This is a genomic window from Rhizobium favelukesii, assembly GCF_000577275.2.
Lineage (GTDB): Bacteria > Pseudomonadota > Alphaproteobacteria > Rhizobiales > Rhizobiaceae > Rhizobium > Rhizobium favelukesii.
This window is the reverse complement of record NZ_HG916855.1, coordinates 401,581-423,784: the sequence shown is the minus strand read 5'-3', so window position 1 is coordinate 423,784 and position 22,204 is coordinate 401,581. Positions and strand designations below refer to the sequence as shown.

The following is a 22,204-nucleotide window of genomic DNA, read 5'->3' as shown; positions in this document are numbered from 1 at the left end:
CCGCGCGGGAGGAGACCTTAGCGAGCTGCAGTCCAGCCCTTGTAGTCCTTGATGTTGTCGGCCGTGATCAGCTTCGGATCCAACAGAACGGTGTTTTCGGCAGGCTTCTTGCCGTTCAGCACGTCGACAGCCATCTTGAGCGAGTCACCTGCCATGACGTAGGGGTCCTGGGAGGCCGAGGCCTTGATCATCGACTTGCCGCTGGCGAGAGACTTTTCGATATCAGGGGCGCCATCGACGGCAGTGATGATGAACTCGTTACGGTTCAACTGCTTTGCCGCCAGTTCAGCGCCGATACCGGTCGGGTCGTTGATCGCGAAGATCGCGTCAATCTTGTCGAAGCGGGTTAGAAGCCCCTGCATGACCGCAAGGCCGCCGTCGCGCGAGCCCTGGCCGTTCTGATCGTCCGAGAGGATCTTGATATCAGGGCTCTTGCCGAGAACATTCTTGCATCCCTGAACGCGGTCGATGATCGACGACGATGCCGGTCCGTTGATGATGATCACGTTGCCCTTGCCCTTCAGCTGATCAACGATGTACTGGCAGGCTTCCTCGCCGGCCTTCACGTTGTTAGTCATGACGGTGACGTCGGCACCCGGTGCGGAAACGTCGAATGCGGCAACGATAACACCGGCAGCCTGTGCCTTCTTGACGGCTGGAGCGATCGCCTTGGCGTCGACTGCGTTCAGCATGATAATGTCGACACCGGCAGCGATGAAGCTGTCGATCTGCGATACCTGCTTGTTGAGGTCATAGTCCGCGGAAACCGAGGTTACCTGAACGTTCGGATTGATTTCCTTGGCGCGGTCCTCGATGCCCTTGATGGTGGCGACGAAGAAGGGGTTGCCGAGAAGGCCGACGGAAATGCCGATCTTTTCGAGGTCCTTTGCAGCCGCCGGCATTGCGATCGATGCAGCCAGCGCGCTGGCGGCGAGCAGTTTCGAAATCATGCGCATTCTTTCCTCCATTGGGCGCCTCCTGCGCCTTGTTATCCGGTAACCCCCGGTCCCATCAGCCGCACCTTACGTGCGGCTAAGCCCCTTCAGCCGATAGCGGTCGAGCGCCACGGCCACGATGATGACAAGTCCCTTGATGATGTACTGCCAGATGTCCGAGACACCGACGAGGATGAGACCGTTCGACAAGACGGCGATGATCAGGGCACCAATGAGCGTGCCCCAGATCGAGCCGACGCCGCCGACGAAGCTGGTACCGCCAAGAATGACAGCTGCAATCGCATCGAGTTCGTATGCCTGGCCAAGCTGAAGACCATTGGCCGCGTAAAGCCGCGCTGCCGACATAACCCCGCCAAGACCGGCAAGAAGACCAGACATCGAATAGACGAACAGCAGGACGAGCGGCACCTTGATGCCTGTCAGGCGCGCGGCCTCGACGTTGCCGCCAACCGCATAGATCCAGGTACCGAGGACGGTTCGCTTGAGGATGAACCCGGAGATCAGGATCGTCGCAAGCGCGATGATGGCAAGCCATGGCACGCCGAGGAAGCTTCCGTTTCCTATGAAATCGAAGGGCAGATCGGGATTGAACACGGTCGTGTCGTTTCCGATCAACCGCGCAATGCCGCGCATGGCAGTCAGCGAGCCGAGAGTCACGATGAACGGCGGCAGCTTCAGAGCCGAAATGATCGTCCCGTTGATAACGCCACAGGCAAGGCCAACGGCGATCGCAGCCGGAATCCCGAGCATGCCGATATCGGGCCAAAGTGAAACGATGACGCCGACCATGGCGGATGCCGCCAGGATCGAACCCACGGAAAGATCAATCCCGCCGGTAAGGATGACAAAGGTCATGCCAGCGGCAAGCACCGTATTGATCGATGCCTGCTGCATGACGATGGACAGATTGTTGACGCTTAGAAAGCGTCCGCTGAGAAGATGGAATCCGATTGCCAAAATGACCAGGACTGGAAGCATGCCAAGCGCCGTCAGCGTTGATCGGAACCTGGCCTTGCTGGCGTTCAGCTGTTCGGTTGATGTCGCGGTCATGCTTCTTGTCCCGTCTTTTTGAATGGGCGAACTCAGGCGACTTTCGGCGCAGAGCCGGTCGAGAACGCCATGATGGCTTCCTGGCGGATTGGTTGCTCGGGCGTCGACGACACCTCGCCTGCGATGTGGCCCTCGCGCATGACAAGAACGCGATCGGCAATCCCGATGATTTCGGGAAGGTCGCTGGAAATGACGACAATCGCGATGCCGGTCTGCGCAAGTTCGTCAATGATCCGGTAGATCTCGGACTTCGCGCCGACGTCGACGCCGCGCGTCGGTTCGTCGAAGATGATGGCCTTCGGCTTGGTTTCCAGTAGGCGCGCGATCAATGCCTTCTGCTGATTTCCACCCGACAGCGCTCCAACATTGATGCTGGCACTCAGCGTTCGGATGGAAAGTGAGGAGATCGCCTTTGCCGCGCGTTCGCGAGCCGCCGCGAAATTCAGAATGCCACCCTTCGCCGCGTCCTTGCCGATCACACCGATGTTGATGTTTTCGTTGATCGTCATGTCCAAGAACAGCCCCAGACCCTTCCGGTCTTCGGTAAGATAGGCAATACCGGCATCCATGGCATCGCGCGGGCCGCCGATCGTCAATTCGCGGCCTTCGAGCAGCACGGTTCCCGAGATCTTTCTGTCGGCCCCGAAAATCAGGCGGGCGAGCTCGGTTCGGCCGGAACCAACGAGACCGGCGATCCCGAGGACTTCCCCGGCTTTTGCATCGAAGGAACATCCGTGGACGCGTCGGCCGTCTCCGATATCGCGGACGGACAATATCGTCCGAGCGGCCTGCTGCGGCGCGCGGTGCTCCTTCTTGTAGAAAGACGACAGGTCGCGACCGACCATCATAGAGACGAGTTTTTCGGCCGAAAGCTCGGCGCGCTCCAGCGTTCCGACATAAGCGCTGTCGCGCAGAACGCTGACACGATCGGCGAGTGCATAGACCTCTTCCATACGGTGACTGATATAGATGATGGCGATACCGCGGGCCTTGAGGCCGGCAATGACGTCGAACAGGCGCTCGGTCTCTCTCGACGTGAGGGAGGTCGTCGGCTCGTCCATGACGATGATCTTCGCGTTGGTCGTCAGCGCGCGCGCGATTTCCACCATCTGACGCTCGCCGAGAGACAGGGCCGCGACAAGCTGTGACGGGCCGAACTCAATGCCGAGTTGCTTGAGGATCGGTTCGGCGCGCTCGCGCGCTGCCGACTTGTCGATCACCCCGAAGCGAGCGGGCTCCGCACCGAGAAACATATTCTGGGCAACCGTCAGGTTCGGCGCGAGAGACAGTTCCTGATAGATGACCGCAATACCATTTGCCTTTGCGCGAATGGGATCGCCAGAGACGATCGGCTGACCATCAACCGCAACAGTGCCGCCTGGATCAGCCGTATAGGCGCCTGACAGCACCTTCATCAGCGTGGACTTTCCAGCACCGTTCTCACCCATCAGGGCGTGAACCTCGCCTGGGTAGGCTGTCAGCGACACGTTGGTCAGAGCTCTCGTGTTGCCAAACGTCTTGCTGATGTTCTTCATTTCAAGAACGGGCGCATTCGCCCTTGGCGCTGCCGCACTCATGCGTGGAGCTCCTTTTCTGGCTGCATCGCGGACGCGTCTTTGATTTCCAAGAAGCCGCTCCAGCCGCGCCGGTAGGCATCAAGGCCCTCGACACCGAGCGAGGCAGCCTCAACCGTCTCGTTGGCGAACGGATGCTGGCCGAGTTCATCGAAAACGAGCGCGGCGGCTCCGAAAGCGCTTCCTTCGGCAGTCGTGCTCGTGAATATCGGCTGGGCCGGACGCAATTGGGCAAGCAACTGTGCAAACAAACCGGTCTTGACGAGGCCGCCGTCGATAACGATGGGGTTGCTTGAGCGTATGAGGTCAAGCGAGAGGTCGGTCATCAGCACGACATAGAGAAGAGCAGCAGCCGCCCTCTCTTCGCCACCGACAACAGGCCCGACAAAGCGACCATCGAACCCTTGCATTGGCCCACCGGGGGCAAATGAGGGCAATGCGAACGCGCCCTTGGCAATCACGCGCAACAAGGCTTCCAGGCTGACGGGCTTGTTCCAGCCACCGCTCGCGATCTCGTATTCCCGACCACCCATGAAGCGAATGGTCGGCGCGGGCCTACCATCGACAGTCACATTGGCGAGCATGTCGCGGTGTTCATCCAGCGCCTCAAGAGGGCAAGTGGAGTTGAAGATCACAACCCAGGTCCCCGTGGACACCAGCGTGAAATCATCGAACCCGACCGAGCGATAGAAATAGAGGGCCGCGTTGCTGTCGTGGACTCCGTTATGAACCGCGACCGGAACAGCCTCACCGGATTTCGTCTCAACCGGAAATGTGCCGAGCTCGTCGCCCGCCTTCGCAAAGGCCGGCATTTTCTCCCGCCAACCCCTGTTGTCGACCAGACTACTGAAATCTCCGATCAGAGGCGCCCAGAGATGGGAATGGCAACCAATGTAAGAAACTTCCGACACCTTCCGGCCTGAGAACGTCCAGGACCAGAATTGAGGATAGGACAAGATGGCATCTGCCTGAGCCAGAAGCCCAGGCCTCGTCGCCTCGACCCAGAGAATGTGCCGACCATAATTGAACCCGAGTGGAAGGCGAGGCGAATAGGTCTCGCTGAAGGTCGGAACCAGCATGTCGATGCGATCGGTGACCTCGCGGGGCGGCTCCTGCTCGTAGTCGAGGATCGGATGGACAAGGCTGTCACCCTTAGTCAATGCGAAGGTGCAGCCATGTCCGGAAAAGGTCACGTGCCGTGCCCCATGATCTTCAACAGCCGTCTTCAATACGTCCTTCATCCACGCGAAGAGCGCCTGATCGTCAAGAACCCGAATTCCATCATGATCGACCCAGCTTGGCTTGCTGCGAGCGTCCCAAAGTATCGAGCCATCGTGACCGAGGACGAACAGTTTCGAGTTCGTCTTGCCGAGGTCAAAGACCGCTACTGCTGCCTGCCCGGTCATGACGGCACTCCGATCGCAGCAATCAGGATGGTTATGCCGGCATCCTCGAGCATCTTTGCGCCAGAGTCGGACAGGCTATCGTCGGTGACGATCGTCCCGATCCTGGAAAGCGGCAGAACGATGTTACGCGGCTGGATCGAAAACTTCCGGCTGTCGGCCAAAAGGACGATCTCGTCAGCGCAGGTGCTGAGCTCGCCAATTGCCTTGGTCAGGAGCGGATGCGATTCCAACAGTCCTTCGGCACTGATGCCTTGCGTGCCGAGAAAGAAGCGAGACGCAAAGAAATCCGGCGCGCCAGCGGAAGGGTCGTGAATTATGCCCGGCTCGCGATAAAGTTCACCGCCGGCGAGCGTCAGGTGACACGTTCCGTGCTCCCCGAGATAGGCAGCGAGCGGCATAGAATTGGTGTAGATGCGGACGTTGCGCCGAGCAAGCTGCTGCCCGAGCTGATAGCAGGTGGAGCCGGCGTGGACGATTATGGAGTCCCCGTCCCGGACAAGGCCGGCCGCCTTCTCCGCGATTGCACGCTTTGCGTCCACCGCAATGTCGCGATTTTCATCGTAGGGCCGCGCGGAGAGACGCCCGGTCGCAGAGACATCATTTGCGGAAATGCCGCCATAGACTTTCCGCGCCTTGCCGATCTCGTGAAGCTTGTCGATATCACGCCGAATGGTAGCCGGAGACACGCCAAGGCGCTCCTGCAGATCGCGCACCGATGCGAAAGGCGTTTCGAGCAGCATCTCGGTGATCAGGCGATGGCGATCGGAATCGTTCAAGAAGTGCCTCCATTCGCGCTTCTCCTCAAGCGCTATGACGAACTATAATCACACTGACGTAACTGTCGCAATAGATTAGACTGAAAATCTTCACAGTTGACGATCTTCGATCACGTTTATAGGATCGCGCCAAAGTTTGCTCAGCATATCCAGCACGGTTGAGCAAATGCGCATTAGGAGGAGAACCAGATGACAATCCCGGACTTGCGGAAAACCGACCTGTTCGGGGATTTCCTCCACCTCTCAAGCGGGATCGGCAACGACATACAGAAAACCCAGGGCGCCGGCGGCAATACCTCGATCAAGCATGACGGCGTCATGTGGGTGAAGGCCTCGGGAACCTGGCTTGCGAAGGCCGGCGAACAGGACATCATGGTTCCCGTTCTTGTGGATCCGCTGGTCACGGCACTGCGGGAAGGCGACGCCAGGGCCGAAAAGTCGATCGATTTCGTCGTTGACGAACTGAACTCGAGCGGCCTGCGACCGTCGATCGAGACAAGTTTCCATGCCGCGCTGCAGAGCCCGGTTGTCGCCCACTACCACTGCGTGAACGCAATTGCGCTTGCGGTGCTGGACCGGCGCGACGAGGTGCTGGCGGCACGGATGGCAGCTGTTCCCGACCTGAAATGGGCCTCTATACCTTACAGGCGCCCCGGCACCCCTCTGGCTCGAGAGATTGGAAAAGCCGCGGCAGCAAGGCCCGATATCCTGATCCTCTTCAACCACGGCATCATCGTTTGCGGCGACACGGTAAGCGAAGTCGCCGAACGGATTGATCGCGTCACCGAGGCCCTTCGTTCAGAACCGCGTGCAACCGCTGCACCCGATCTCGACGCCCTGGCCACTGCGGCAAAAGGATCAACCTTTCATGCCGCAAAAGATCTCGAAAGCCATGCGATTGCGCTACCGGGGATCAACCAGGCGCTCGCCCTTGGCGGCTCGCTTTATCCCGACCATGTGATCTTCCTCGGAATCGAGATCGGTACGCTCACGCCCGGACAGAACGCCACCGATCTGGAAGCGGCCTGCGCCAGGGAGGGACGCGAGCTGCCCAAGCTGGTAATCGTTCCTGGCAAAGGCATCCTGTTGTCGAATACGCTGACGGCCGGAGGCGAGGTCATGGCCCGCTGCCTTGCAGAGGTCGTCGGCCGAATTCCTGATGGCGAGAAGATCGCCTATCTCTCTGATGCCGATGAATACGAACTGACACATTGGGAAGCGGAACAATACCGCCAGGCACTCGACCGACAGTCAACGAGGCACTCGGCGTGAACACCGGTTCTGAGCAGGCATATGCGCTTGGCATCGACATCGGCACGTCGGGTGCGCGGGCGAGCGCCGTCGACCGGCATGGAAACCCAATAGGCTTCGCGGCTGCGCCATTTGAAAGCCCTGCCGAGACTCGGCAGCCCGACGCGTGGTGGACACGTGTGCGCCAGGCCGTCGAAAACCTCAACTCCAAGGTCGACCTGACAGCTGTCAGAGGCGTTGCCGTCGATGGCACGTCCGGCACCGTGCTAGCACTCGACAGCCGCGACCGTCCGACGGGCTCGGTGCTGATGTACAACGAGCCCTGCCCCGAGTCTGAGATCGCCAGCCGGATCGCTCGCCATGCTCCTGCGGGCAGTACTGCGGTCGGCGCCAATTCGGGGCTTGCACGGGCCATCTACCTGTCCCGGGGGCAAGACGCCGTTACCGCCGTTCACCAGGCTGATTGGATCTTGATGATGCTAGGTTGCCCGGCGCGCATCAGCGACGAGAACAATGCTCTGAAAACAGGCTATGATCTCGCCTCGGAGCGTTGGCCTGAGTGGATCGAGCGCGCCGGGATGGATGTGGGCGCACTGCCCAAGGTCGTGCGCGCCGGCAAGAAAGTCGCACCGGTCGCAGGCTATTTGCGTGACCTCGGCCTTCCGAAATCGGCGTTTTTCCATGCCGGCACGACGGACGGATGTGCGTCATTCCTCGCGACGGGAGCATCGGAGATTGGCGACGCGGTAACGGCGCTCGGCTCGACGATCGTGCTGAAACTCGCCTCCGCCCGCCCGATCAACGCCCCGGAATTCGGCGTCTATTCCCATCGGGTGGGCAAGTTTTGGCTGCTCGGAGGCGCTTCCAACAGCGGTGGCAACGTGGTTCGAGCCTTGATCGGCGATAGCAAGCTCGGCGAATTGACCGCCCGGACCAACCCCGAGCAGCCGCTCGGTCTCAACTACTATCCCCTTCTACGGCCGGGCGAACGGTTTCCTTTCAACGATCCTGATTATCAACCTCGGCTAGATCCGCGGCCTGCCGATGACGCGCAATTCTTCCAAGCCATTCTGGAGGGGATGACCGAGATAGAACGTCTTGGCTACCGACGCCTCGAGGAACTGGGCGCCATGCCTCTCAAGACCTTGAGAACTGTCGGGGGCGGCGCACGCAATCCGGCCTGGACGTTAATGCGGTCGCGCGCCCTCGGCGTCGAGCCTTTGACGGCCAAATCGCTGGAGGCCGCCGTCGGCACGGCATCTCTGGTTATTGCCGCGCTGGAGCAGGAAGATGCCTAGACCTGTCACAGTGAACATGGCGTCGCGATTGAGCGCTGAGTATGACGTGTTCTTCGTCGATCAGTTCGGCGTCCTTCGAGACGACATCGGGCCGTATCAGGGCGCGGTCGATGCCCTTCGGCAACTGAGCCACGCGGGCAAGAGGATCGTGATCCTCTCAAATTCAGGGCGGAGCGGCGAGTACAACGCCGAACGGCTGGTGAAGCTCGGCTTCGCGCCGGAAAGCTTCGACTTCTTCGTGACATCGGGTGACGTTGCATTTGAGATTCTGTCACGTCCCGGTGTCGCCATCTACCAGGGATCGCGAGCGCTGACGATCTCAAGCGGTGGGGATACCAACCTCGCCGATCGATTGGGACTAACCTCCATACGTAGCGGGAAGGAAGCAGACATCGTCATCATCTCAGGCAGCGAGGCCGAGCGCATTTCCATGCACGACTACCGCGAGATGTTGAGGCCGGCTGCCGAAAACAATGTGCCGTGCTACTGCACCAATCCTGATATCCACAAACTCCACGAGGGTTCCGTTGCGCCGGGTGCTGGCAGCATTGCCATGCTCTATGAAGCGATGGGCGGAAAAGTGGTCTGGATCGGAAAGCCCTATCCTGAAATCTACGATCACGCGCTTAGGCTTGCCGGCGTTGAGGACAGGAGACGCGTCGTCTGCATAGGCGATAGCGTCGAGCACGACATCCTCGGAGCGGCGTCTGCCCGGTTGGACAGCGTACTCGTCAGAACCGGAATACTGGCCGACATGAGTGACGGCGAACTCGACCGCATCATCACCGACACCGGTGCGTCTCCGACCTATGTGATGCAAGCCTTCGTGTTTTAAGACACAAGCTCCAAGGACCGTCGCGTCGGACCGAGTCTTCACCAGGGGCCTGGGCCTGAAGGTTCGTTTCATCGGATTCGACGTCTCAAATGACCCTGCGTTCGCAACCGAGAACGGCAGGCACGCAGTCGAGGACACCTGCCTCTGCTTCCTGACAGACGATGGTCTTGCTGATGACGCAGCAGGCGCCGCCGAGCTAGTCGATCGGCGGATGCTTGACATCGACGATCTGGCGCTCTGCCAAAGTTAGATCAGGAGTGTTTTCGGCCATTGTTCATCTCTCCGGCAGTAGCTTGAAGGGCCTGCTTCGCCTCTTGAAACAGATTAGGTGTTCTCCCGCATAACATTCCTTTCTGCCGGCTCTATTTCGTTGTTCGGCAGAATTTACTCGCGGCTTCGAGCAAAGTGGACTGATCGTAAGGCAATATCCACACGACCGGCAGTCGCCGCATGTTCGAAGAAGCGGTCACCCGCGTCACGACGCTGCTGGTCCGCCACCCAATGGCGTGCTTGGAGCAGCAATGTGCCTCGTTGCGATTTTTCTGCCCGGATTCTTGCTACTCGTCGGTTCCTTGCCGTTCTGGGACAGCTTTCCGGAAACGACCCCATGCCCCAGGCTGCGATGCGCGGCGCCAACGCCGCCGTCGTCGGAATTCTCGGGGCGGTTCTCTACGGCCCGGTTTGGACCAGCGCCATCCTGAACCCCTACGACTTCGCGCTTGCACTGATCGGCCTCAACCTGCTGGTCGTGTGGAAGACCCCGCCATGGGTGGTTGTCCTGCTGATGGCGGCAAGCGGAACAGTGCTTCACCTCATCAGAATTTTGCGCGAGCTTCCACGAGCAGCGTCCCGGAGCGCATGATGAACCCGGCATGTGACGCCCGAAGACTGCGACCGGCATTTCGCCATCAACACGCGCGGCGAGCGCCGGATCCTGCGATAAGGGCGAATGTACCTGTGGACCGGCAAGGACAATCAGACGTCCAGCCCTCATGTCCGTCTTTGAGACGAGCCAACCCGACAAGCCCTTGGTGAACAAAATTGGGGCACTTCAGACGAGCGCTAGCGTCCGTAGCAAGCCATCGAAAGTCACGTCCGATTTCATATTATCCTTCATCCCACGCAAGGCTTGATCGCCGGGGGCATTTCGCTTGAATATGTTGCTCGGGCTGTATCCAAAGTGTTGTGTGAACGCGCGGCTGAAATTCGCAGCGGAATCGAAACCAATTGTCAAACCAATTTCAGCGACTTTACGATTATCCGCGGGATCCGCGAGCATGGCGTGAGCTGCGAGGAGACGGCGGCGGCGGATATAATTTGCGACGCCACCGGACGCCTCAAACAGTTCGTAGAGACGCGTTCGTGAGATCGCGAGCTCTTTGCAAATACCTTCGATAGTCAGATCGGGAGAAGATATATTCCCGAGGATAAAGCGCCTGGCCCGCGTCATCAATCCAATTTGCGAAATATGATCGTGGCCTTGATCACGGTCCACCAAAGGAGTCACTGCATCGAACACCATGTCTCGCATACGATCCTTCACGGTCGGCAAATCGCCCTCCGTGAAATGTGTGAGATTTGTTTCCACGCTGGAAATATAATCCAGAAGCAGCTTGACCCGATGTCCTCCCAAGATGACGTTGTTGCACGCAGCCGGCAGTCCGCCGTGATTGGCAAATAGATCGGCAGGCATTATCAAGCTGACGGTCGTGGTTGCTTGTTTTCGTCCACGAAATGGACGACCAAGCGAACGAATAGACATCATACCCGGTTTGTTTTCGGCTACATGACCATCCGCTTCTACCCAACTGCATCCCGTTCGAAGAAATGTAATGTACCAATGATCGATCGGACTGAGGCGCACCATTTCGGGTGAGCGGACGAAGCTGAATGCCGGGGTTGTTTGCTGCAGGAGCAATACCCCGCCCAAATTCCAGATCGCTTGTTCCGCGAGAAACCCACTTTCTGGGTCAGCATGGTCCGGCAACCGACAATCCATCAGCGCTGCCATGTGTTCCCTCCACGTGGGAAACTGCCGAAAAGCTGGAAGCGACGACGTTTCAAATCGCAACGGAGTGAGGGTTCCTTCTTTGCCCTCCTCGACACCCAGGGCTTCTTTGGCCACACGCGGGTGGCGCCTGCGTTCAACAAATCCTGGTGATAATGGGTTGTCCTGATTACTCATCAACTAACTCCCAGCTGCCACGCGAAACGATGGAATGTCCTTTTAAGTATTCAGCCGATCTTGAACCGACCTTAAAAGCCGCCCTCACGCAAGAGCTGCCCTACGACATAAAAGATGTCATTGACATGTAGGGAGAGCACGACCTGCGGAGGAGCTTAGGTTGTACGGGGCTATTAGTCGAGCATTCAGCAAGGACTTTGCCGCCATCCTCGGGCAGTTTTGATGACTGCCCAGTGTAGCCAGACGTTCGACGTGGCGACATCCAATGCGCCACTGGGATAGCCAAGCTCGTCTGTAGGCTCCTTTCCGGTACTTGCGCTGCCGCCGACATTCCGACCCTGATAAAATTCACAAGGGCATTCAATGCCTTCGCACATCCAATTGCGACAACGATTGCCGTGGATGTCCAATTAGCGACAAGAAAGATCCGCTCACAGTTGATGCAATGACGGGGATCGTGAGCGACGTAGTGGGCCGGCGAGGGGTGGTTCTGGCTCTCCCCTGCAGACGACTTCATCAATGCCACTCCGGCAGGCAAGAGCTCCGCCTTGCGGAGCAATGATTGATCGCGTTGCGTCGTCCCCCTCCAAGCCGCGAATCAAAAATGGATGTTTTGAAAAGTTCGCGGATTCGTTGATATCGCCGCTTTAGGTAGTGATCGATATCTATTGGACATCAAATTCGCAATAAAAACGAAGAGCGAGATAAGAACTGAGAGTTGGCGGTAGTAGAAATCTATTCGTCGCTTGGACGCTTAGCAAAGCACTTCTTCATATACTGGAGGACTCTTGGAAATGATTTCCAATATATCGAACGGAAATTCCCTGAACACATCCGCGCGCCGCATTCTCGTTGCCGGAGGCGCAGGGTTTCTTGGGTCCCATCTTTGCGAAAGACTTCTGAATCAGGGCCATTCCGTTGTCTGCCTGGACAACCTTTCCACTGGACGAATGGAAAACCTTAGCCATCTTCTGAGTTTTGACAGGTTCAGTTTCGTTCGACACGACATTGTCGCATCACTCGACCTGCCGGTGGACGAAATCTACAATCTTGCCTGCCCAGCATCGCCGCCACATTATCAGGCCGACCCGATCCACACGATGAAAACGAACGTGATTGGATCGCTCAATCTCCTGGAGCTGGCCACTCGCTACCAGGCCAGAATCTTCCAGGCTTCCACCTCGGAAGTGTACGGAGACCCCCATGTGCACCCGCAGCCGGAACACTACTGGGGAAATGTCAATTCCTTTGGTCCGCGCTCCTGCTATGACGAAGGCAAGCGTTCCGCCGAAACCCTGTTCCACGACTTCCATCAGCAGCACGGTGTCGATATCCGTGTTGTGCGTATCTTCAACACCTACGGTCCGCGCATGCGCCCGGACGACGGCCGGGTCGTATCCAATTTCATCGTGCAGGCACTGAAGGGCGAGGATATCACGGTCTATGGCGACGGCTCCCAAACCCGTTCCTTCTGCTACGTCAACGACCTGATTGAGGGTTTTCATCGTCTGATGTACAGCCCGAACGCCATTCACACGCCGGTCAATATCGGCAATCCCGACGAATTCACTGTCGGGGCGCTAGCAGAGCAGATCATAGATATGATCGGGTCGCGCTCCAAGGTCGCCCATCGGCCATTGCCCGTTGACGATCCGCGCCAGCGCCGTCCGGATATCGAGGTGGCGAAGCGAGAACTTGGATGGCAACCGACAGTCGAGCTGGCTGACGGCCTGAGGTCGACGATCGCTTACTTCGAGCGTCAACTGGCTAAGCGGACAGGGAAACTCGCAGCGGCAGCCTAAGGGGCCAACGTCCATTCACACCCCAAAACACAGATGAACAGCAATGAACGATGCGTATCTGTCAGATGCGCAAACGGTTCGATGCGCTCCGGGAAATTACAATAATGACCAACAAGACAGTATTTGTGGTCGGGGGGGCAGGCTTTATCGGCAGCCACACCGCTAAACTTTTGGCCAAGCAGGGCTATGAGCCAATCGTCTACGACAATCTTTCGACCGGACATCGCGCATCCGTTCGCTGGGGAACCTTGGTCGAGGGAGACATCCTTGACACACCGCGTCTGATCAAAGCCGTTGAAAGACACGACCCGATCGCGGTTATTCACTTTGCGGCTTCCGCCTATGTTGGGGAATCGGTCGGAAACCCCGCAAAATACTACCGGAATAATGTCAGCGGCACGCAATCCCTACTCGAGGCATGCCGGTTGACCGGCGGCCGGAACATCATCTTTTCATCCAGCTGCGCGACATACGGGATTCCAGAACGGCTTCCTATCCGCGAAGGTGAGGTTCAGCGTCCCATCAATCCCTATGGCCGCACGAAGCTGATCGCGGAGCACATGCTCGCTGATTACGCGGCTGCCTACGGATCGCGCTATGTGGCCCTTCGTTATTTCAATGCGTCCGGAGCCGATCTGGACGGCGAACTGGGGGAAGCCCACGATCCGGAAACGCACCTCATTCCGCGCGCGTTGATGGCCGCTGCCGGCAATATCGATTTTCTTGAAGTCTACGGCGAAGATTACGACACAACAGACGGCACCTGCATTCGCGACTACATTCATGTTACCGACTTGGCGCGCGCACATGTGCTCGCGGTCGAGCATCTGGTCAATGATGGAGACAACCTCGCCGTCAATCTCGGCAGCGGACACGGCACGTCCATCAAGGAAATCCTTGACGCCATCAGCCGCCTGACTGGCCGCGAAGTGCCGGTTGCGATGCGCGCGCGCCGTGCAGGCGATCCGCCTGCACTTTACGCCGACCCCGCTCTCGCTGCCGAGAAACTCGGCTTCCAGACTGTCTATTCCGACCTCGACACCATTATTCGCACAGCCGCTCCACACTTCGGGCTGGAGGTGCGCGCATGAGAATTTTCCAAAAGAAGAGGAAACCCACAAACGCTGAGCCCCTATCCGTGTCGATTTTCACGGGCTGGCAACGGAAAGAGTATCTGGTCAGTGCAGGGCTTTGGGCGATAGCACTAGCATATTTCTGGCGCTGGTGGCTTTCCCCCGCCAATCATATCCATCTTCTCGGATCCATCCTAGTGACTGCTATCCTGGCATGGGTCACACTCTTGCCCGCCTATTTCATTGTCGTGTTCTTTCGCGCGCGGCGCCCAAGCGGTCCTTTGAATCTTCCTTCGGGTAGCCGTTTTGCTATGGTTGTGACAAAGGCACCGTCCGAACCGTTCCCCGTCGTCGCCGAAACACTCCGCGCCATGCTGGCCCAGGATGTGCCGCATGACACATGGCTTGCCGACGAGGATCCAACTCCTGAAACACTCGCATGGTGCGAGGCTCACGGGGTCTTCGTTTCCACTCGCAAGGGCCGGTCGGATTACCATCTCCAGACTTGGCCGCGACGCACTCGCTGCAAGGAAGGCAATCTTGCTTTCTTCTACGATCAATATGGCTACGAGCGTTACGATTTCGTGGTGCAGCTCGACGCCGATCATGTTCCGGAGCCAGGCTATCTGTTCCAGATGCTGCGCCCGTTTGCCGACCCCGCGATTGGCTATGTCTCTGCGCCGAGCATCTGCGACCGAAATGCGGCTGAGAGCTGGTCGGCACGTGGCCGCCTGTATGCAGAAGCCAGTATGCACGGCTCACTTCAGGCCGGATATAACAGTGGTCTTGCCCCGCTTTGCATCGGATCGCATTACGCCGTTCGCACTGCCGCATTGTGCGAAATTGGGGGTCTGGGCCCTGAGTTGGCGGAAGATCATTCCACCACGCTCATGATGAATTCCTATGGTTGGCGTGGAGCGCACGCGCTCGATGCTATCGCTCATGGCGACGGACCGCGTACGTTTGCCGATCTCGTCACCCAGGAATTCCAGTGGTCGCGCAGCCTTGTGATGCTTCTGCTGCAATATTCGCCCAGGTTCGTTCGCCCCCTGCCAGCGCGACTGAAGTTCCAATTCCTGTTTTCGCAGTTCTGGTATCCGCTGTTTTCCTTCTTCATGGCGCTGATGTTCCTTCTGCCGATCACGGCACTGCTGACGGGAGATAATTTGGTAGGCGTCACCTATCCTGATTTCCTCAGCCATTTCCTGCCTCAATCGCTCATGCTGATCTTTATGGCCTACCGCTGGCGCGCTTCGGGAACCTACCGCCCTTACAACGCGAAAATTCTCAGCTTTGAGAACACGCTCTTCGTGTTTGCACGCTGGCCATGGGCGCTCGCAGGAACGCTTGCGGCGGTGCGTGACTGGTCAACCGGTTCGTTCGTGGATTTCCGCGTGACGCCGAAGGGGGCAGCCGATGTGGATCCACTTCCGTTCCGTGTGCTGGCCCCGTATGGCTTCCTTGCGCTGACCTCCGTCCTGCCGGTGCTACTGGTGCCGAATGCCAGCGATGCCACGCGTGGTTTCTACGTTTTCGCCATCTTCAACGCAGCCATCTATGCCCTGCTGCTGCTTGTCATCGTCGTGCAACACGCTCGCGAAAATCGGGTGCGCTATCGTACTCGCATCTATCGGCCTGCGCTTGCAGCCAGCCTGCTCGCCCTTGTGACACTGCCGGGTTTGGCGGCTGTTGAACACGGACGCGATGGCGTTGAGGCGCTTGCCTGGGGCACTCGCAGTTTCTCTCTTTTTGATGACCACTTCTCAGTGGCCGGAGCAGGCATTGGCGGCAAGAACGTACACAAGACCGTCTTCAACCCCCGTTGGCGCGGCTACGCCGGCAGCAATTCGATCCAAGAATAAAAGGCAACTACGTATGAAGATCGCAGTTATTGGAACCGGCTATGTCGGATTGGTCAGCGGGACCTGTTTCGCAGCTTGGGGCAACGAAGTGGTGTGTGTCGACAAGAACACCCAGAAGATCAACGCTCTGGAACTTGGCGTTGTGCCAATCTATGAGCCCGGTCTCGACGAACTCGTCGAGCGGAATGTAGCTGCAGGCCGATTGAGCTTTACTTGCAACCTGGCAAACGCCGTAAAGGGTGCAGCCGTTGTGTTCATCGCCGTCGGTACACCGCCCCGCGCCGGTCACGGCGATGCAGATCTGTCATTCGTTTACATGGCAGCACGCGAACTCGCACCTCTAATCGACGACAATGCCGTCGTTGTGGTGAAGTCTACCGTCCCGGTCGGTACGGGCGATGTTGTGGAGAAGATTATCGGTTCAGTGCGCAAGGCTGGAACGTTCTCCGTGGCATCAAATCCGGAGTTCCTGCGGGAAGGCGTTGCAATCCGCGACTTTATGGAGCCTGACCGCGTAGTGATTGGCGTCGAGGATGAGCACGCGCGCAAGGTGGTCACGGAACTCTATAACGCGCCGCTCGAAGTACAGATGACTCCGATCGTGGTCACACAGCGCCGCACTTCAGAACTGATCAAATATGCCGCCAATGCGTTTCTGGCGACCAAGATTACCTTCATCAACGAGCTTGCCGATCTGTGCGAACAGGTGGAAAGCAATGTCAGTGAACTAGCACTCGGTATGGGGCTCGACAAGCGTATTGGAACAAGCTTCCTCAATGCCGGCCCAGGCTATGGCGGCTCGTGCTTCCCCAAGGACACGATGGCACTTCTGCGCACCGCCCAGGACTACGGGGTTGCTGTGCGGATCGTGCAGGAAACCGTTACCGCCAACGAAGCACGAAAGCGTCGCATGGCCTTGAAGGTGATGGACGCGCTCGGAGGTGAGGTCGATGGCCTGACCATCGCGGTTCTCGGTCTCACGTTCAAGCCCGATACGGACGATATGCGCGACGCTCCTTCGGTTCCGCTTATCGAAACCCTACAGCGCTTTGGCGCTCGCATTCGCGCCTATGATCCAGTCGGGATCGAGAATGCCCAGCAGATCCTATCAGATGTCGAGCTAATCGAAGACCCGTATGAATGCGCACGAGGAGCCGATGCTGTTGTCGTCATTACTGAGTGGGGCGACATCCGGTCTCTTGACCTCTCGCGCCTGAAGACGATTGTTCGCCAACCAGTTCTGGTCGATCTCAGAAATGCTTACGAGCCCGGCGCCGCTGAGAAGGCCGGGTTTCGGGTTTCGGCAATTGGTCGCTCCACTTCGGCGCGACATGATGCGCGGAGCTCCGAACTCCTGCCGCATCCAGCAGATGTCGTCACTTCCAGCCGAGGCGCCAGCGGGGTTCATTGCGACGTGATGGGAGGCTCCGTTGACAATGGCTAAGTTCCAACAATCTCGAACTCAAAGCGGCGTCCGATTGCTGACGGCGATCGCTACGTTGGCGTTGGCTCTCTCCGGATCGACCTACGAAGCTACGTCCCAGGACGCTGTTTTACCAGCGAGCGCGCAGGCAATGACCGCCGGCGAAGTTCACGAACTTTTCAGCAACAAAAGCTGGAAGTGGGAAAACGGCGCCGGACGGATGAAAGCCGAAGGGCGGCGATTCAGCGCATGGGTCGATGGCGAGAATGACAAATCCTGGGCAGAGGGCCGATGGCTCGTTACCAAGACTGGTCAAATGTGCCTCGATGCCACATGGCATTCGGCAAGCGGCGCTTTTCCCGCCAGAACGTGTTTCTCGCACATGGTTGACGGCGGAACCATTTACCAAAAGCGCGAACCCGACGGCAAATGGTTCGTGTTCCGTCATGTCCCACCCCAGGGCGGGGATGAGGCGAACACGTTGCTTGCCACAGACCTCGTGTCCGGACGGCTGAAAGACATGAAGGCTGCCGTCGGTCCAACAATGCAACCGTCCAAGGAATAGAAAGGAGAGAGCTATGAAAGGTCTCTTGAAACTCAGCGCGGTCTTGCTCGGGAGTGGGATCATTTCCGGTGCGGTCTACGCCGCCAGTGGCGTATCCGGTGCCAGTGTCGACAGTCGCAATCTTTTTCACGACAAACGGCCTGTTATCACCGCGGATTCAGTTACGGCTGGTGCCTATGATCCCAACGGAGACTACACCAACGACGCGAACTCGAAAATTGAGCACCTCTTCCTTCCCTGGGAAGATGTGGATTTGGCAACCCTAAGCGCCGCAGATGACTATGCCGGCCAGCGCGGCCGATCCCTGCAGATCACCGTTGAACCGTGGTCATGGGCTCGTGACTGGCGTGTCAGCCCGGACGACCTGTTGGACGGGATTCTTGAGGGTCGCTACGACTCGAACATGTCCGCTGTCTGTTCGGCAGCCTCCAAGCTGAAGAGCCCTGTAACCATCCGCTGGGCGCAGGAAATGGATGACAAGGAAGGGCAGTTCAGCTGGTCCTTCTGGAAGCCGGAAGACTATGTGAAGGCCTATCAACACGTCGTCGATATCTGCCGCAAGGATCTTCCTCATGCTCGATACATGTGGTCGCCGCAAGGGGATGAAGGTCTGGAAGCTTACTATCCGGGCAACGAATATGTTGACGTTATCGGATTGTCCGTCTTTGGCTACCAGCCCTACGACAAGTTGGTAGTGGGTCGGGACACGACGTTCGTCGAGCGCACAAAGCCGGGATACGATCGTGTCGCTGCCTTTGGTAAACCCGTCGTGATTGCCGAGCTCGGTTATGCCGGCAACGACAACTATGTACGAGACTGGGCGAAGGAAGCCAACAAGCCGCACGCCGAATTCCCTGCGTTGACAGCCGTTGTCTATTTCAACGATCGCGAAGTCTATCCGTGGCCGCAAGGCGTCGGACGGCCCGATTGGCGCGTCGCAAACCATCCGCTGGATTGACCGACGTAACGACCAGAGCGGTTCGCGTTCGCAGGCTACGCTGAGCCGCTCTTCTCTTTGCTCTGTGCAGTTCCGCCCAGGGCAGTTTGCTGAAACCACTCGATCGACAGGAAAGAAAAATGATACGGAAGTGTTTCACCATCGCGAGCGCAGTCATGTTCGCTCTCTTGCTGGTAGGCAATGCGAGCGCAGCCCCCAGGCCCAAGGCTGAGGATCCGATTGCCCGGCTTGCTGTGAAGGCGAGCCCGATGAAAGCCAATGCACTTGAAAAGCTCTACGCCGGGCGCACGTGGAAGTGGACTAGTGGAGGAGGATATTTCTCTGCCGAGAAAACCAAAGTTTGGCTGCTCCCAGCAAGCCGCAATAAGTTTGCAGCTCAAGTCCGCAACGGTACCCATTGGTCCTATGCGGAAGGGACTTGGCGCGCGACCGACGACGGTGAGCTATGCATGCGTGCGAGTTGGTTCTCCAACGACTACAGAGCCGGGACGCAAGCGGTCACCTGTTTTCTGCACCGCGAAACAAATGGCGTGATTTACCAGAAGCCGTCAATCGGCGGGAAATGGTATGTCTTCCGGAACAATCCCGTTCGGAAAGACGATGAGGTGCGCAAGCTGGTCAATGGTGACCGGGTGAGCACGGCTGTCGCACGGATCAAAGCCAGCGGCCGCTAAGAACGAGACGCCGGTGTGGGTTTCCTGAGTTCGCTCGGGAGCTCTTGTAAGTCTACCTGTCCCAGCCTCTCCGCATCAATCGATGAATAGTTTAACGTAGAAGGTGAAATCATGATGATGAAGAATAGCGTCTCCCCATATTTTGCATCGCGCCTCGGCAAGAACTGCGCACCGATCATGGCTGCCTTGGTAGGTGCGATGTTGACCTCATCAAATGCGATGGCTGAGGACCTTGCATGCGGCACGCCGGAAACTGGCCAAGAGCGTCTGAGTCTGCGTCTGCCGGAAAATGTCCGGCCAATGACGGCGGTGGAGCTTCACGAGCTTTACCGCGACAAGAGCTGGAAGTGGTGCGATGGCGCAGCCTACATGCAGGATAAAGGCCGGGTCTTTAAGGGATGGTCGGGTTCGGGCGATCGCGCGTCCTGGGCTGATGGCCATTGGACCGTGGCCAACTCGGGAAAGCTGTGCTTCGAGGCTGATTGGCACGTTAAGTCCGGCCCAACGGGCGGCACCACATGTTTCCTGCACATGACAGATGGCCAGACGATCTACCAGCGCAAAGAGCCGACCGGCGGCTGGTATGTGTTCAAGCATTCCGAAGCCCAGGACAATGATGAGATTTCGAAGCTTGTCCCCGAGGACCTGGCGTCGGAAAAGATCAAAGGTATCCGCAATCAATAGGCCGCTGTGCTGTACATGAAAAGAGCTGTCGGACACCCGTCCAACAGCTCTTTGATGATGCCCCAACGTAGCGGAGGAATTCGCTCTAGAGCGACAGGCCACGCACGTAGCAGCGCGCCTTCTGGCCAAACCCGCTCGGCGTACAGACATAGGGATTGCTTTTGATATATTCAGAAGCAGAAACGTTGATGATGACTTTCTTGCCTGGATTCTTGTTGTATCGCACCTGACTGCCTGAGCCGGACTTGACGAGGTACACCGCGCGAACCACCGGATTGCCATTTCTGGCTCCGCCGGCTTCAGCTCCGGTGGCAAGTATTGCTGCCACTGCCAACCCGAGCGCCACGGCCTTGGCGAAGTGCTTGCAAGCTCTGTTTGCACTGGTGTGATTCATATTCTACCGCCTCCAGATGTGTGTCTGGGGATGTTTTACCCATCCCAAATTAATGTATCGGGTGAACAATCATTAGAATTGTCCTCATTGACAATGATGACAACGGTCGGATGCCGGACAAGTGAAAATACCGAGGTTACGACCTTCCGGTGTCGGTCCGGGGCCACCGCCAAGGCGGCGCACAAAAGGCGTGCGTCATTGCGGCTGCTGCAAAAGTCCGTTCTACGACATCGCAAAATTCGGCTTTGATGAACTGATGTTCCCGGGTGAAGAGCAGGGACGAGCATGATGAACGAATGTCGGAGGCCATATTCTCCTTCTCTCTGGCCATCCGGTCCGCCTGGTCGCCATTCTCTGACGAGCCTGTCCATGAATGAAAGCCGTCTGTCGCAGCTTCTCTGCAAAGCACGTCCAGTTCATCCGGTAGGGCGATGTCACGTTGTTCGCTTAATCCCCGACAAGGCGTTTGCCGATGAACTTACGCAGTTGCGCCGGTCACGGCTTTCCAATGCGCTATTGTGCGGATGCGATGAATGCGAGTGGCGAGGGCTGAGCGTTTCTGGTGCGACGGGACGAAAAGATTTCTGATTGCTGAAAAGACCGAGATGAAGCGCGCCCTGGCGCCGCCCAGCCATGCTTGCGGCTGCCGCCGCCGCCAGCCGGGCATAAGCCTTGATATTGACATCGAGCAGCCGATCGAGACCCGGCGTATGACCATGAGCAAGCAATCCAGCCGACGGCAGTTCGAGATTGTTGACAATGAGGTCAACCCCGGCGAGCGCGGCCTCGACATCTTGTAAGCCGCGCTCCCTCGTCAGATCGTTGACGCTGACGTCGATCGCTGCCCCGGTTTCGCGTCGAAGATCACGCGCAAGCGCGGCCGAGCGCTCGCGATGGTGTGTGAGCAGCACAAGATCGTATCCGCGGCGCGCCAGGCGATCGGCGTAGACCAGGCCAATCGCACAGGATGCATGGATGATGAGAGCTCTGGGGCGTGTTCGCGACATGACGGTTCGTCCTTTCGCGGTCGGTCTAACGCGTTCCCTGCCTTTGGGAACTTGCCAAATTCAAGAGGCTGCCTCTCGGCTTGACTCGCTACCGCCGGCGCGGGAATTGCGCGATCTTCGCAGCACTAACCCGAGATCGTGGCCTCAAGAGGTAGCTACGATCTCCCATCCAGCCAGGAGACCGACGTGAACACGCATCTCAAACGCAAGATCGCCTTCGCCCTTTCGATGGGTATCCTAACCACGGGACTGATCTCTTTCGCGCTGCTCGCGCTCAATCTGGGATTCTGGAGCGGCTTCGTCCTGACATGGCTACGCTCGTGGAGCATCGGCTACCTCATCGTCATCCCCGCCATCCTGCTGATCGGCCCTCGCCTTCAGGCGCAGGTCGACCGCGTCGTCCGTTAACAAGCCGAATGTGGAGCAGCCGA

19 protein-coding genes and 3 pseudogenes are annotated in these 22,204 nt (G+C 58.1%); 13 read left to right on the top strand and 9 right to left on the bottom strand.

From position 1 onward, the window contains the following. Window positions 1–17: 17 nt before the first annotated feature. The 5 genes from LPU83_RS65460 to LPU83_RS65440 form a co-directional block, all read right to left on the bottom strand. The gene (locus tag LPU83_RS65460; protein WP_024317142.1) at window positions 18–956 is read right to left on the bottom strand and encodes an ABC transporter substrate-binding protein; all 939 of its coding nucleotides are present in this window, start codon (window positions 954–956) and stop codon (window positions 18–20) included. A 66-nt stretch (window positions 957–1,022) separates the two neighbouring features. Next, entirely contained in the window at window positions 1,023–2,006 is a 984-nt protein-coding gene (locus tag LPU83_RS65455; RefSeq protein ID WP_024317143.1) for an ABC transporter permease subunit, read from the bottom strand. 32 nt (window positions 2,007–2,038) lie between these two features. Further along, complete coding sequence (locus LPU83_RS65450; RefSeq protein WP_024317144.1) at window positions 2,039–3,583, bottom strand: sugar ABC transporter ATP-binding protein; 1,545 nt, start codon at window positions 3,581–3,583, stop codon at window positions 2,039–2,041. Then, window positions 3,580–4,986 carry an FGGY-family carbohydrate kinase gene (locus tag LPU83_RS65445; RefSeq protein WP_024317145.1) on the bottom strand — a complete coding sequence of 469 codons (1,407 nt, stop codon included), beginning with the start codon at window positions 4,984–4,986 and terminating at the stop codon, window positions 3,580–3,582. The genes LPU83_RS65450 and LPU83_RS65445 overlap by 4 nt, the downstream gene beginning before the upstream one ends. Next, window positions 4,983–5,762 carry a DeoR/GlpR family DNA-binding transcription regulator gene (locus LPU83_RS65440; protein ID WP_024317146.1) on the bottom strand — a complete coding sequence of 260 codons (780 nt, stop codon included), beginning with the start codon at window positions 5,760–5,762 and terminating at the stop codon, window positions 4,983–4,985. Before LPU83_RS65440 ends, LPU83_RS65445 begins: the two co-directional genes overlap by 4 nt. Window positions 5,763–5,951: 189 nt before the next feature. Between LPU83_RS65440 and LPU83_RS65435 the strand changes: the two genes are divergently transcribed. From LPU83_RS65435 to LPU83_RS65420, 4 genes and pseudogenes are all read left to right on the top strand, one after another. Then, window positions 5,952–7,034: a class II aldolase/adducin family protein gene (locus LPU83_RS65435; RefSeq protein WP_051166719.1), complete on the top strand. Its 1,083-nt coding sequence runs from the start codon at window positions 5,952–5,954 to the stop codon at window positions 7,032–7,034. After that, the gene (locus LPU83_RS65430; RefSeq protein WP_024317148.1) at window positions 7,031–8,311 is read left to right on the top strand and encodes an FGGY-family carbohydrate kinase; all 1,281 of its coding nucleotides are present in this window, start codon (window positions 7,031–7,033) and stop codon (window positions 8,309–8,311) included. The genes LPU83_RS65435 and LPU83_RS65430 overlap by 4 nt, the downstream gene beginning before the upstream one ends. Then, a complete protein-coding gene (locus LPU83_RS65425; protein ID WP_024317149.1) occupies window positions 8,304–9,146 on the top strand; it encodes a TIGR01459 family HAD-type hydrolase in 843 nt (280 codons plus the stop codon). Before LPU83_RS65430 ends, LPU83_RS65425 begins: the two co-directional genes overlap by 8 nt. A gap of 488 nt (window positions 9,147–9,634) precedes the next feature. Then, window positions 9,635–10,008, top strand: a pseudogene (locus LPU83_RS65420) (chromate transporter); the annotation flags it as partial. Between the two features lie 189 nt (window positions 10,009–10,197). On the opposite strand, the gene LPU83_RS65415 reads toward LPU83_RS65420, so the two are convergent. Next, on the bottom strand, window positions 10,198–11,331 hold the full coding sequence (locus tag LPU83_RS65415) for a helix-turn-helix domain-containing protein (protein WP_029710275.1): 1,134 nt from the start codon (window positions 11,329–11,331) through the stop codon (window positions 10,198–10,200). A 794-nt stretch (window positions 11,332–12,125) separates the two neighbouring features. On the opposite strand from LPU83_RS65415, the gene LPU83_RS65410 reads away from it, so the two are divergent. The 8 genes from LPU83_RS65410 (at window position 12,126) to LPU83_RS65375 (ending at window position 20,372) form a co-directional block, all read left to right on the top strand. Then, window positions 12,126–13,133, top strand: coding sequence for a UDP-glucuronic acid decarboxylase family protein (locus LPU83_RS65410; RefSeq protein WP_029710276.1), 1,008 nt, complete (start codon window positions 12,126–12,128; stop codon window positions 13,131–13,133). A gap of 104 nt (window positions 13,134–13,237) precedes the next feature. Then, on the top strand, window positions 13,238–14,224 hold the full coding sequence (gene galE, locus LPU83_RS65405; RefSeq protein ID WP_024317153.1) for a UDP-glucose 4-epimerase GalE: 987 nt from the start codon (window positions 13,238–13,240) through the stop codon (window positions 14,222–14,224). Next, a complete protein-coding gene (locus LPU83_RS65400; protein WP_024317154.1) occupies window positions 14,221–16,068 on the top strand; it encodes a glycosyltransferase in 1,848 nt (615 codons plus the stop codon). The genes galE and LPU83_RS65400 overlap by 4 nt, the downstream gene beginning before the upstream one ends. 13 nt (window positions 16,069–16,081) lie before the next feature. Further along, window positions 16,082–17,512 carry a UDP-glucose dehydrogenase family protein gene (locus tag LPU83_RS65395; protein WP_024317155.1) on the top strand — a complete coding sequence of 477 codons (1,431 nt, stop codon included), beginning with the start codon at window positions 16,082–16,084 and terminating at the stop codon, window positions 17,510–17,512. Between the two features lie 34 nt (window positions 17,513–17,546). After that, window positions 17,547–18,056, top strand: coding sequence for a DUF995 domain-containing protein (locus LPU83_RS65390; RefSeq protein WP_024317156.1), 510 nt, complete (start codon window positions 17,547–17,549; stop codon window positions 18,054–18,056). 13 nt (window positions 18,057–18,069) lie between these two features. Beyond that, on the top strand, window positions 18,070–19,014 hold the full coding sequence (locus LPU83_RS65385) for a glycoside hydrolase family 26 protein (protein ID WP_024317157.1): 945 nt from the start codon (window positions 18,070–18,072) through the stop codon (window positions 19,012–19,014). A 119-nt stretch (window positions 19,015–19,133) separates the two neighbouring features. Then, a complete protein-coding gene (locus LPU83_RS65380) occupies window positions 19,134–19,688 on the top strand; it encodes a DUF995 domain-containing protein (protein WP_024317158.1) in 555 nt (184 codons plus the stop codon). A gap of 111 nt (window positions 19,689–19,799) precedes the next feature. Continuing rightward, window positions 19,800–20,372: a DUF995 domain-containing protein gene (locus LPU83_RS65375; RefSeq protein ID WP_024317159.1), complete on the top strand. Its 573-nt coding sequence runs from the start codon at window positions 19,800–19,802 to the stop codon at window positions 20,370–20,372. Between the two features lie 85 nt (window positions 20,373–20,457). Here LPU83_RS65375 and LPU83_RS65370 read toward each other — a convergent pair whose 3' ends face one another. From LPU83_RS65370 to LPU83_RS74685, 3 genes and pseudogenes are all read right to left on the bottom strand, one after another. Continuing rightward, window positions 20,458–20,766, bottom strand: a complete 309-nt coding sequence (locus LPU83_RS65370; protein WP_024317160.1) for a hypothetical protein — start codon at window positions 20,764–20,766, stop codon at window positions 20,458–20,460. A 478-nt stretch (window positions 20,767–21,244) separates the two neighbouring features. Continuing rightward, a pseudogene (locus LPU83_RS74690) lies at window positions 21,245–21,391 on the bottom strand (IS6 family transposase); the annotation flags it as partial. A gap of 46 nt (window positions 21,392–21,437) precedes the next feature. Then, window positions 21,438–21,773: pseudogene (locus tag LPU83_RS74685) on the bottom strand (SDR family NAD(P)-dependent oxidoreductase); the annotation flags it as partial. 186 nt (window positions 21,774–21,959) lie between these two features. Between LPU83_RS74685 and LPU83_RS65360 the strand changes: the two are divergent. Next, entirely contained in the window at window positions 21,960–22,181 is a 222-nt protein-coding gene (locus LPU83_RS65360; protein WP_024317162.1) for a DUF2798 domain-containing protein, read from the top strand. The last annotated feature ends 23 nt before the right edge of the window (window positions 22,182–22,204 follow it).